This is a genomic window from Thioalkalivibrio sp. ALE11, assembly GCF_000381205.1.
Taxonomy (GTDB): Bacteria; Pseudomonadota; Gammaproteobacteria; order Ectothiorhodospirales; family Ectothiorhodospiraceae; genus Thioalkalivibrio.
Window position 1 is genome coordinate 236,345 of record NZ_KB906166.1, and the last position, 11,746, is coordinate 248,090.

8 protein-coding genes and 1 riboswitch are annotated in these 11,746 nt (G+C 68.3%); all 8 genes read left to right on the plus strand.

The annotated features are described in order from the left end of the window. Positions 1 to 62: 62 nt before the first annotated feature. The 8 genes from F620_RS0105120 (at position 63) to F620_RS0105155 (ending at position 11,727) form a co-directional block, all read left to right on the plus strand. The gene (locus F620_RS0105120; protein WP_019569711.1) at positions 63 to 1,958 is read left to right on the plus strand and encodes a hypothetical protein; all 1,896 of its coding nucleotides are present in this window, start codon (positions 63 to 65) and stop codon (positions 1,956 to 1,958) included. Between the two features lie 54 nt (positions 1,959 to 2,012). Then, positions 2,013 to 2,265, plus strand: a riboswitch (cobalamin riboswitch). Positions 2,266 to 2,417: 152 nt separating this feature from the next. Then, complete coding sequence (locus F620_RS0105125) at positions 2,418 to 4,253, plus strand: TonB-dependent receptor domain-containing protein (RefSeq protein WP_019569712.1); 1,836 nt, start codon at positions 2,418 to 2,420, stop codon at positions 4,251 to 4,253. Between the two features lie 4 nt (positions 4,254 to 4,257). Further along, on the plus strand, positions 4,258 to 4,824 hold the full coding sequence (locus F620_RS0105130; protein ID WP_018870226.1) for a cob(I)yrinic acid a,c-diamide adenosyltransferase: 567 nt from the start codon (positions 4,258 to 4,260) through the stop codon (positions 4,822 to 4,824). Positions 4,825 to 5,013: 189 nt separating this feature from the next. Then, positions 5,014 to 9,618, plus strand: a complete 4,605-nt coding sequence (locus tag F620_RS0105135) for a cobaltochelatase subunit CobN (protein ID WP_019569713.1) — start codon at positions 5,014 to 5,016, stop codon at positions 9,616 to 9,618. A gap of 35 nt (positions 9,619 to 9,653) precedes the next feature. Further along, a complete protein-coding gene (locus tag F620_RS0105140) occupies positions 9,654 to 10,094 on the plus strand; it encodes a MotA/TolQ/ExbB proton channel family protein (RefSeq protein WP_019569714.1) in 441 nt (146 codons plus the stop codon). Beyond that, positions 10,091 to 10,390, plus strand: a complete 300-nt coding sequence (locus tag F620_RS0105145) for a DUF2149 domain-containing protein (protein ID WP_018946961.1) — start codon at positions 10,091 to 10,093, stop codon at positions 10,388 to 10,390. The genes F620_RS0105140 and F620_RS0105145 overlap by 4 nt, the downstream gene beginning before the upstream one ends. A gap of 53 nt (positions 10,391 to 10,443) precedes the next feature. Next, a complete protein-coding gene (gene cobO / locus F620_RS0105150; protein ID WP_019569715.1) occupies positions 10,444 to 11,052 on the plus strand; it encodes a cob(I)yrinic acid a,c-diamide adenosyltransferase in 609 nt (202 codons plus the stop codon). Between the two features lie 75 nt (positions 11,053 to 11,127). Further along, on the plus strand, positions 11,128 to 11,727 hold the full coding sequence (locus F620_RS0105155; RefSeq protein ID WP_019569716.1) for a Uma2 family endonuclease: 600 nt from the start codon (positions 11,128 to 11,130) through the stop codon (positions 11,725 to 11,727). Positions 11,728 to 11,746: the final 19 nt, after the last annotated feature.

Below are 11,746 nucleotides of genomic sequence, written 5' to 3' on the forward strand. Positions count from 1 at the left end.
GGCGACGTGCGGGGCGTTCGAGCTTTACACTGACCGGGGATTCCGGTGTTCGGGGAGTAGGGGTGTTCCGCCTTTTTCGTCAACGCAAGTCCGAGGCATCGGGGGCCCCCGAAACGCAGGAGTCGAATCAGGACCAGGTCCTGATCGAGGCTGCGGGACGCAGCCGCATCACCGAAGTGGCGACCAGTGCCCGCAAAGTCCCGTGGTCGCTGAACCTGCTGCAGCTTTTGTGGGCGGCCGGTCCCGTGACCTTCCTCGCGATGCAGGGCGGCTATTTCCTCGGGTTCGGCCATGCGGCTCCCACCCAGAACTTCGTCTTCTTCGCGGTCTACACCCTGCTGTTCGGGGTGATCGGCCTGATCGCGCGCTTTGTCGCCGATGCGACCCGCGGGCGGCGTCAGGAGCGCTCGCAGGTCCAGCTGCGCAATACCATCGATCTGCTGCCGGATCTGCTGTTCGCGACCCGTGACCTGGCCATGGGCGAGATGACGCCGGACATGCGGCGGCGCCAGTCGGCGGCGGTGCTGTTGCACGAGGTGGAGGTCTCCCCGGAGGCGGTGGCGGTCGCGGTGCGCGAAATGACCGGCGACCCGACGCTGGCCTCCACCGCCGAGCAGATCGAGATCTATCGGCGTCTGGGGCTGCATGCGCGGGTCGCGGACCTGGTGGAGGCCACCGCCGACGCGCGCATGGCCGCGCTCGAGCGGCTGCACGCCGAGGATTCGGATCTCGCCGAGCTGCTGCGTGACCGCCTGCGCGGGGTCGCGCCGACGCGCGAGGACGGCGTGCGCCGCATCGACCAGTTTCTCGAACGCCTGTTCTCCGCGGCGGATGCGGATGACCTTACGCGCTGCACCCTGGATGATGTCCAGGCGATCTTCGTGCTCGCCTTCGAGCTGGTCAACGGGCGCCAGATCAAGCGCCTGAGTTTCGAATGGTCGGGGCCCTGGCAGCTGGGCCGGGCGCTGGACCGGCTGGAATACCAGAGCAACCGCTTCCGCGTGGCCCAGGCCGGGGTGATCAGCCGTCTCCGCTCGCTGGGGATGCTGCTGGCGCAGAGCGAGACCAGTGGCATCACCCAGCAGCATCTGCGCGAACCCCTGCCGGTCATGGGACAGCAGGTGCTGGCCGGCCTGCGGACCATGCTGGAGGCGGAGCCGGACGTGAAGAGCCCCGACGGCCGTATCCTCGGTGCCGCGATGTCGCAGGTGGAAGAGCTGCGTGAAGCCCGGGACCGCCTGATGCAGGCGCAGAGCCGTTACGCCAATGCGGTGGAACGCTGGGAAAACCTGCGCCGGCGCGAACGTGACCGCAAGGGTGCTCAGCGCTGGCAGAAGCGTTCGGCCCGGCGGATCCGGGTGTCGGAGGAGCTGATCGAACTGGACGATGATCAGAAGATCCGGCTGGCCGACGGTCTGTGCGAATATCTCGAGGAGCTGCAGATCCGGCGCGAGGGCGATTTCATCTTCTTCGGCAAGAAGCCGCTGGACGGCGATACCGCCAAGCGCATCGGCATCCAGCTGGCGCTGCTGCTCGACCCGCTGGTGGAGCTGAGCAACCCCGGTATCCAGCGGGCGATCTATGCGAGTCCCGCAGCCTATCTCGGCGGGCTGTACGTGGGCATGAGCGCCGACGCCAAGGCCGGGCTGGGCTCCGCCATGGTGCGCATGGTCCGTCAGGACCTCGGGCGCGCGGCGGAGCGGCTCGCGCTGCGCCTGACCCGGGTCTACCACCTGCCGCTGACCGACGGCATGCGCGGCTTTCTCGAGACCCATTACCGGGCCAACCCCGAGCGCCTGGCGATGCTGGCGCAGAACACCGGGGACGAGTCCCACCCGGTGGCCCTGCGTGCCGAGCGCTCGCCGGAATTCGACGCGATGGTCCAGGACAAGGAATGGGGCCGCCTGCTGCGTCGTGGCGCCCGCTATCGCCAGGCCGAGGAGGCGCGGCAGACCTGAACGCCGCGCGGTCGGCCGGAGAGCACGGGTGGAAAATCAGGGGGGCCTCATGTACCCTGCGCCCCGTTCCTCGGTGCCCTGGCGGTTTCGCCGCCGGGTTAAACGGGAAGTCCGGTGAGCGCTCACGCGCGAGTCCGGCGCTGCCCCCGCAACGGTGATCGAGCGCGGATCCATTCCGGAGTCCTTCGGCAGTGGATCCTCGAGGCTGGCGGCCGAATGCCACTGTGTCATGGACACGGGAAGGCGCCGCCCGCCGGGAATCTCCCGCTCGTCAGCCCGGAGACCGGCCGGGGAATGGTCGTGCGGCACGCGGAGGGCGTGCGAGACGGATGACCGTTCCCGCCACGGGTCCCCGTACCCGTTTCCCGCCGGGAATGCGTTCCTCGTCTTCATCCCTCGCGCCGGCGCGATCCCCGTGAACCAGCGGCGTGCGGGCGGCTCGCCGGGAGATCCGAAGACATGAAACGCAGTATCCTTTCCGCAGCCATCGTTGCAGCCTTGTCCCCGGCCGTGGCCGACGAGGCGCCGGGCACCGACTCCGACTCCGCGACCCTGGAACCCGTTCAGGTCACTGCGACCCGTCTCAGCCAGACCGTCGACGAGGCCCTCGCCTCGGTGACCGTCATCGACCGTGAAGAGATCGAACGCCTGCAGCCGCGCCAGTTCACCGATCTGGTGGAGGGACGCGCCGGGGTCTCGGTGGCGGGTAATGGCCCGTTCGGCAAGACGTCCAGTGTCTTCCTTCGGGGAACGAACTCCGATCACCACCTGATGCTGATCGACGGCGTGCGCATGGGCTCGGCCACCAGCGGCGGCGCCAGCTGGCAGTTCCTGCCGCCCGAAGAGATCGATCGCGTGGAGATCGTGCGCGGGCCGCGCACCTCCATCTACGGCTCCGATGCCATCGGCGGGGTGACCCAGGTCTTCAGCCGCGCGGGCCGCGAAGGGCCGCCGCGGGTCAATGCCTTCCTCGGCGCCGGCAGCTTCAGCACCTGGGAGGCCGGGCTCGGCGTGGCCGGCGGCACCGGGCGCACCGATTACAGCCTGTCCGTCAGTATGTTCGATACCGAGGGCATCGACGTGCAGGACGACGTGGGTGACGACGATCCGGATGGCTATGACAACACCTCGCTGGCCGGCAAGGTTGCCCACCGCCTCGACAACGGGATCGAACTTTTCGGCAATGTCCTCTATTCCGAAGGCAATACCGAGTTCGATGGTTTCCAGGATGAAACCGATTTCGTCCATGCGGCGATGCAGGCCGGTCTCCGGTTGCCCGTTCTTGATCGCTGGGATACCGAGCTTGCAGTGGCCCATAGTCGGGACGAAAACGACAATTTCGCGGGCGGATTTTTCTCTTCGAGATTCGATACAAAGCGGGATCAGCTGACCTGGCGCAACGATGTCCGCCTGGGGGAGCGCACCGACCTGATCGCCGGGGTAGACGCCTACGAGGACCGTGTCGACAGTACCGCCGACTACGACGAAGACTCACGTTATAACGTGGGTGTCTATTCGGTCGTGCGCACCGAACTCGGTAACCACGATCTGGAAGGCTCGCTGCGCTACGACGACAACGAGGAGTTCGGTGACAAGACCACCGGCCAGGTCGCCTGGGGCATGCAGGCCAGCGACGCCCTGCGCCTGCGCGCCAGCTACGGCACCGCGTTCAAGGCACCCACCTTCAATGAGCTCTACTTCCCCGGATTCGGCAACCCCGATCTTGAGCCCGAGGAATCCCGTACCGCGGAGCTGGGTGCCCGGTATTCGGCCAGCCTCGCCTACGTGGATGTGGCGGTGTTCGAAACACGCGTGGATGAATTGATCGACAACCGGCTGGTCGGCGGCCAGTTCCTGCCGGTGAATGTGGACGAAGCGCGGATCCGGGGTCTCGAACTGGAAGGCGGGCATGACCTTGGGCCGTGGAATGCCCGGGTCTCGCTGACCCTGCTGGATACGGAAAATCGTGACACCGGCAACGAACTGCGTCGCCGTCCGCCGGCGTCAGCCCGTTTCGACCTGGACCGCCGGATCGGTGATTTCTCCGTGGGCGGTACGCTCCTTGCCCGCAGCCGCAGCTACAACGATGCTGACAATGACGAGCGGCTCTCGGGCTACGGCACCATGAATCTGCGTGCGGCCTATCGATTTGACCCGGAATGGAGTATCGAGGCTTCGGTGTCGAATCTTTTCGATCGCGACTACGTGGTCGCGCGTGACTCGTTCAACGATGCCGATTACAACAACCCCGGCCGCGCCGCGTTCGTGAAACTGCGTTATCAGCAGCAGAGGTAAGGTCATGGGCAATCGACTGTCGAAGATCGCGACCCGCACGGGTGACGAGGGGCGTACCGGCCTGGGTGACGGCTCGCGCGTGGACAAGGACTCGCATCGCGTCGAAGCCTTTGGTGATGTGGACGAGCTGAACAGCGTCATCGGGCGGGTGCTGGTGCACGAGCTGCCCGAGGACGTACGGCGTTCGCTGTCGCTGATCCAGCATGAGCTGTTCGACCTGGGCGCGGAGCTGGCGGTGCCGGGGCATCAGGCGCTGCCGGAGGCGTCGGTGGAACGCCTGGATGTCGAGCTCGAAGGCTTCAATGACGAGCTGCCGCCGCTGGAGGAGTTCATCCTCCCGGGCGGCGGCCCGGCCACCGCGGATTGTCATATTGCCCGCACTGTCTGCCGCCGCGCCGAGCGGCGGCTGGTCGCGGTCAATCACCACGAGGCCCTGCGGCCCAGCTCGCTGGCCTACCTCAACCGCCTGTCGGATCTGCTGTTCGTACTGTGCCGGGTGCTGGCGCGCCACGAGAACGGTTCCGAAGTCCTGTGGCAGCCCGCCGCGCGGCGCGAGGCCTCCGGCGGCTGATTCTGCCCGCGGCGCCGTGACGGCGGATCCGCGAAGGCCCCGATCGACAGTAATGCCGCGACGCTGACGCGACCCGCGGCCGCTCCCCTTTTATCCACGCTCCGTCGGGACGCCTCGAGTGTCCCGGCGGCAGTGTGTGCACGAATCCGGGTGTTGAAGATGAGTACATGGAAAAAACGCTCCCCCCTGTTGCTGGCGCTGCTGCTGCCGGGAGTCCCGGCGGCGGACACGGACCCTTCGCCGCATATCCTCGGGATCGTCTCGGATCGCTCCGCCGCCGAGGTCACGGCCGGGGCGCATCGTTTCCTCGAGACCTTCCCCGAATCCGACGTGCGCCTGCGTACGCCGGAGCAGCTGGCCGACAAGGATGACTCCGAGGTCACCGCGTTGTGGGAGGACGCGGACGCCGTGCTGGTGGCGGCGGTGCTGGGCGACGAGGTCGGCCGGCTGACGCGGCTGCTGCGCGAGCGCGGTCCGGATGCCGAAGTGCCGCTGCTGGCGATCAACAGCGACCGGCAGCTGACGGCGCTGACCCGGTTGCGGGGCGAGCGCGTGCTGGCCGGCCTGGAAGCCGACGAGCGGACCGAGCTGGCGACCAATCCGGATGCCGACGAGGATCCGCGCGAACACCTGCGGGAACAGCGGCAGGCGTTTCCCGAACAGGCCGGCTGGCTCACCGGCCGGGCGTATTACCAGGGGCGTACGCCGGAGAGCATGGAGGGCCTGATGCGCTGGCTGGCCGCCGAGGCCGGCCACGACATCGACGTGCCGCAGCCGGATCCGCGCGAGACCATCCGCTTCTACCACGACGGCCGCGCGGTGGATGACGCCGCCGCAATGGATCTGGATGAACGCCCGGCGGTCGCCCTGCTGGACCTGGACACCGGCGACCGGCCGGGCGACCGTGCACTGCTGGATGCCGCCTGCGACGCGCTGGAATCGCGCGATCTGCAGTGCTTCGGCGTGCTGGCGCGCTGGGGCGGCGCCAGCCGGCAGGCGGTGGAGGACCTGGCGCAGTCGGCGGCACCCGCCGATCTCGCCGGCATCGTCTCCCTGCAGGACTTCGTGATCGGGGGCGGCGGTAATCGCGAGGCGGTTGCCGGGGCGCTGGGCGAGCTGGACGTGCCGGTGGTCAAGGGCCTGCGCCTGGCCTCGCGGAGCGAGGATGAATGGCGGGTCGCGCATGATGGCATCCCCTGGGACAGCATCCACTACCAGGTCGCCATGCCCGAACTGCAGGGCGTGAGCCAGCCCACGGTGCTGGCCGCCGCCGGCGAGCCCGAGATCGACGACCGCACCGGCGTGCGCCTGATGCTCTCCGAGCCGATCCGGGAACGGGTCGACGCGGTGGCCGAACGCATGGCCCGCTGGCAGCGCCTGCGCGAGCGCTCCAATGCCGACAAGCGCGTGGCCATCGTCTACTACAACCATCCGCCGGGGCGCCACAACATCGGCGCCGACAAGCTGGATGTCCCCGAGTCGCTGCTGGAGACCCTGGATCTGCTGCGCGACGCGGGCTACGACACCGGGGATCACCCGGAAGATGCCGAGGCCCTGCTGGACGATATCCAGGATCGCGGCGTCAACCTGCCCGAGCATGCCGACGCGGCCGCCGACATCGCCGGCCGCGTGGCCAGCCTGGATGCGGAGACTTATCGTTCCTACTTCGAGACCCTGCCGGAGACCGTACAGGCCGAACTGGTGCACGGTCCGGTGGGCTATCTGCACGAGCGGCTGCTCAAGGCCCGCGAGCTGGGCGCGACCGACGCCGCCGAGCGCGCGCTGGAGAACGGCATCGGCGATCTGCGCCACATGGTGCAGAACTACTCGCATGACGCACAGCAGCGTGCGCAGTCACTGATCGATCAGCTGGAGCGCGAGTGGGAGGCGCTGCTGGACGGCGGCGGCGACCTGGCGCAGGCGGAATCCCTGCGCGACGCCCTCACGCGCACCGGCATCCCGGGCCTGAGCGGCTGGGGCGAACCCCCGGGCGAGGCCATGACCCACGACGGGGCGATGCATTTCCCCGGGATCGAATACGGCAACGTGTTCATCGGCCCACAGCCGCCGCGGGGCTGGGAAGTCAGCGAGCGCCTGCTGCACGCCAACACCACGTTCCCGCCCACCCATCAGTACGTGGGCTTCTACCACTGGCTGCGCGACCATTTCGAGGCGGATGCGCTGGTCTACATGGGGCGCCACTCCACCCGCGAATTCCTGCCGCGGCGCCGCGCCGGGCTGGCCCCGGACGACTATCCTGAACTCCTCGGCGGCCCGTTGCCGGTGCTGTATCCCTACATCGTCGATGGCGTGGGCGAGGGCATCCAGGCCAAGCGTCGCGCCCAGGGCGTGATCATCAGCCATCTGACGCCGGCGCTGGCGACCACCGAGCTCTACGACGACCTGCTGGAACTGCGCCAGCTGGTCGAAAGCTACGAGGCGAGCACCGATCCGAATTCGCCGACTCAGGCCCGTGCCGCGGAGACGCTGCTGGCCCGTATCGAGGAGCTTGGTCTGAGCGAGACCATCGAGGAGGCGATGGATGCCCACGACCACAGCCATGATCACGATCATGCGCATGATGGTGGTGACGACCACGGGCATGACCACGATCACGGGCATGACCACGATCACGGGCATGACCACGATCACGGGCATGACCACGATCACGGGCATGACCATGACCACGGGCATGACCACGATCACGGGCATGACCATGACCACGGGCATGACCATGACCACGGGCATGACCATGACCACGGGCATGACCATGACCACGGGCATGACCATGACCACGGGCACGACCATGATCACGGGCATGACCATGATCCGGCTCACGAGGGTGGCCTGGCGGACCTCGACGAGGAGCTGATGGTCCACGACATCGGTCACTGGGTGACCGACATGCAGGAGGAGCACATGCCACTCGGGCTGCATGTGCTGGCCCGCGACTGGGATGGCGAGGCCGTGGACACCATGCTCGACTCCATGGCCGGCGACGCGGAGCCGGACGCGGCGATGCGCGAAGACCTGGAGGGCTCGCCCGCCAATGAGGGAGCGAACCTGCTGGCCGGGCTCGAGGGCCGCTTCGTGCCGCCGAGCCGCGGCAACGATCCGGTGCGCACCCCGGATGTGCTGCCCACCGGGCGCAATTTCCACGCCCTGTCCTCCGATCTGGTGCCCACTCGCATCGCCTGGAGCCTGGGCCAGGACCTGGCCGCGGATGCCCGCGAGCAGGGCGACCCCGAAGCCGAAGGCAGCGAGGCCGTCGTGCTGTGGGCCTCCGACACCGTGCGCGACGAAGGCGTGATGGTGGCCTTCGGACTCGACATGCTGGGGGTGAAGCCCGAGTGGAACAGCCGCGGGATCGTCGAGGGCCTGAAGCTGATGGATCTCGACGAGGCCGATCGTGAGCGTCGCCGGGACGCCCTGTTCACCACCTCGGGCCTGTTCCGCGACCTCTACGAGGATCAGCTGGTCTGGCTGGACCAGGCCGCGCGCCTGGCCCTGGACGGCTCGTCGAAGGCCATCCGCGCCGAATATCCCCACCTGGACGAAGCACTGGACGAGGCCCTGAAACCCCTGGGCGAGGACCTGAGGGATCCGGGCCGGGAGCCGCTGGAGCGCAACGACGTGGCGAGCCAGTGGGTGGCCGATACCCGGGCGCTGAAATCCGATGGCGTGGAGGCGGTCGAGGCCGGCCGTCAGGCCGCGCTGCGGGTGTTCGGCACCGCGCCGGGGGCCTATGGCGCCGGGGTGAACCGTCTGGCCGACCGCTCCGGGGCCTGGGAGGATCGCGCCGAGCTGGCCGACGCCTATGCCCGGCGCATGGGGCATGCCTATGGCGCCGGGACCCGCGGCGAGCCCGCCCACGAGGCCTTCGATGCGCGCCTGGAAGGCGTGGGCCGCACCTATCTGGGCCGCGCCAGCCATCTCTACGGCCTGCTCGACAACGACGACGGCTTCGACTTCCAGGGCGGTCTGTCGGCCGCGGTGGAACACGCCCGCGGAACCCCGCCGGACAATCGCATCCTGCAGCATGCCGACTCCGACAACCCGCGCGTTGAGAGCCTGCAGCGCGCGCTGATGACCGAGCTGCACGGGCAGAACCTGAACCCGCAGTGGATCGAGCCGCTGATGGACCACGGCTATGCCGGGGCGCGGACCTTCACCGCCGATTTCGTCAACAACCTGTGGGGCTGGCAGGTAACCAGTCCCCACGTGATCGGTTCCGAGGTGTGGGATCACGTACATGACGTCTATCTGCAGGACCGGCACGACCTGGGGCTCGACGAGTTCCTGGAAGATGGCCACAAGGTGCACGTAAAGACGCACATGCAGGCCACGCTGCTGGTGGCCGCGAGCCGCGAGTTCTGGGATGCCGACCCCGAGGTCCTGCAGGCGCTGTCCGAGGACTTCGCCGAACTGGTGGCCGAGCACGGCCTGCCCGGCAGCGGTCATACGCGGCCGGATCACCCCGTGCTCGACGAAGTCGCCGAACGCCTGGACGACGCGGAACTGGCCGAGGCCTTCGACGCCGTGCGCGAGGCCGCGCAGATCGAACGCGAGCCCGCCGAGACCGACCCGGCGCGCATGGCCGAGATCCAGCCGCTGGAACAGCCGGATGCCCGCGAGATGCAGGAGGCCCCGGAGCCGGCCGAGGTCGAGGCGGCGGAGGCCGAGGACGGCCGCGAATCGGGCGAGGCGCGCGCCATGCCGTGGCTCTCCTGGCTGGTCTCCGGGGCCATGTTCGTGCTGCTGCTCGGAGGCATCGTCGCCGGCCGCCGGCGTTAAGGAAGCGCTGAACAAAAATTGATGAGGTAACGCGAATGTCGTTCTCGATCACGATGGAACTGATGGACACGGTGGTGAGCTGGCTGCTGGAGCCGGTGATCATCGGCCTGCTGGTGCTGGTCGCGGTGGCCGTCTGGGAGCTGGGACAGGCCATCGGCGAGCGTACCGGCGGAGTGCGGCGCCTGGAGGCCAGCGGCAATGCCGAGCGGCTGGCGTTCCTGGCGCGGCGGCGCATTGACCGTGCCGACCTGCTGGCACGCATCGGTCCCATGCTGGGGCTGATGGGGACGCTGATCCCGCTGGGACCGGGGCTGGCGGCCATGGGCCGGGGCGAACTCGACGTACTGGCGCAGGCGGTGACCGTGGCCTTCAACACTACGGTCCTGGGGCTGCTGATCGGTATCCTCGGCTTCCTGCTCGGCCGCCTGCGCCGGCGCTGGTATGACGGCGCGATGGAACGCATGGAGGCGGCATGAGGGTCCCGCACTACCGTGCCAGCCGGTTCGACGCCCCGGACGAGGAACCCATGGGGCCGCTGGCCAACCTTGCGGACATCATGCTGGTGTTCGCGGTCGGCCTGATCGTGGCCCTGGTGGCCGCCGACGACGGGCTGGAACAGCAGGAAGCCGGTGGCGTGGAGGTCGAGGCCGGCGAGGAGGTTCCCGAACTGCCCGACGGCGCCGGCGAGGCCGGCTCCGGCTTCGAATCCATGGGCCAGGTCTACCGTGACCCGGAGACCGGCCGCATGCTGCTGATCGAGGGTGGCGACTGAGCACACCCGAGCCGGCCGCCCGATGGCCGCAAACCGAATCGAGGAACAGGACCATGAGTGAACAGGACGAACGCGCGCGCCGCCACGCCGAGCGCATGGCGCGCAAGAAGGAAGTGGTGGACCGCAAGATCGCCGAGGCGCAGGAGGAACGCGGTGTGTTCCTGGTGCTGACCGGCAACGGCAAGGGCAAGAGCTCCTCCGGTTTCGGGATGGCGGCGCGCGCGCTGGGCCACGACATGCAGGTGGGCATCGTGCAGTTCATCAAGGGCCGTTTCGCCACCGGCGAGGAGGCCTTCTTCAAGCGCCAGGACAACGTGCAGTACCACGTGATGGGCGAGGGCTACACCTGGGAGACCCAGGACCGCGAGAAGGACGGCGAGGCCGCGCGCGAGGCCTGGGCCCACGCCCGCGACATGCTGACCGATCAGGCCATCGACCTGGTGCTGCTGGACGAGCTGCACATCGCGCTGAAGTACGGCTATCTGGATGTCGACGAGGTGGTGCGGGACCTTACCGCGCGACCGAAGATGCAGCACGTGATCACCACTGGCCGCGCGGCCCCGCAGGGCCTGATCGACGCCGCCGACACGGTGACCGAACTGCAGGTCGTCAAGCACGCCTTCCAGGCCGGCATCAAGGCGCAGAAGGGGATCGAGCTGTGACACGGCGGACGCTGCGGGCAGCCATGGCGCTGCGCTACTATCAGGGGGACGACGGCCCGAACCGGAGACTCCAGCATGGGCAACCCGCAACCCGCACAGATGGATGCCGACGCCTTTCTGGCGTGGGAGGCCGAACAGCCGGAGAAGCACGAGTTCGTGGCCGGCGAGGTCTTTGCGATGGGCGGGGCCTCGGATCGGCACGTGACGATCTCGCTCAATGTGGCTTCGGCGCTGCGCGAACACCTGCGGGGCGGACCCTGCCGGACCTTTATCGCGGACATGAAGCTGCGGGTGGAAGCGGCCGATGCCTTCTTCTATCCGGACGTGATGGTCACCTGCGATCCGCAGGACCGGGGACGCGAGCAGTACAAGCAGGCCCCGCTGCTGGTGGTGGAGGTCCTGTCGCCGTCGACCGAGGCCTTCGACCGCGGGGCGAAGTTTGCCGCCTACCGCTCCCTGGCCTCGCTGCAGGAATACCTGATGATCGACCCGGCCAGTGGCGCGGTGGAGCTCTACCGGCGCGACCCGGAGGATCACTGGGTGCTGTACACGCACGATCCACGCGATTCCATGGAGGATACTGTGGAGTTGCGCAGCGTCGGCCTGACACTGGAAGGCGGGCGCATCTTCGAGGACGCACCGCCGGATACCGAGCCCCCTATGAGCGAGGCCTGACCGCGCGCGGTCTTTGGCC

Bases quoted from the DNA above. Each gene is read 5' to 3' on its own strand.
- F620_RS0105125 (WP_019569712.1), top strand. From the start codon at position 2,418: ATGAAACGCAGTATCCTTTCCGCAGCCATCGTTGCAGCCTTGTCCCCG.
- F620_RS0105130 (WP_018870226.1), top strand. From the start codon at position 4,258: ATGGGCAATCGACTGTCGAAGATCGCGACCCGCACGGGTGACGAGGGG.
- F620_RS0105140 (WP_019569714.1), top strand. From the start codon at position 9,654: ATGTCGTTCTCGATCACGATGGAACTGATGGACACGGTGGTGAGCTGG.
- F620_RS0105145 (WP_018946961.1), top strand. From the start codon at position 10,091: ATGAGGGTCCCGCACTACCGTGCCAGCCGGTTCGACGCCCCGGACGAG.
- cobO (WP_019569715.1), top strand. From the start codon at position 10,444: ATGAGTGAACAGGACGAACGCGCGCGCCGCCACGCCGAGCGCATGGCG.
- F620_RS0105155 (WP_019569716.1), top strand. From the start codon at position 11,128: ATGGGCAACCCGCAACCCGCACAGATGGATGCCGACGCCTTTCTGGCG.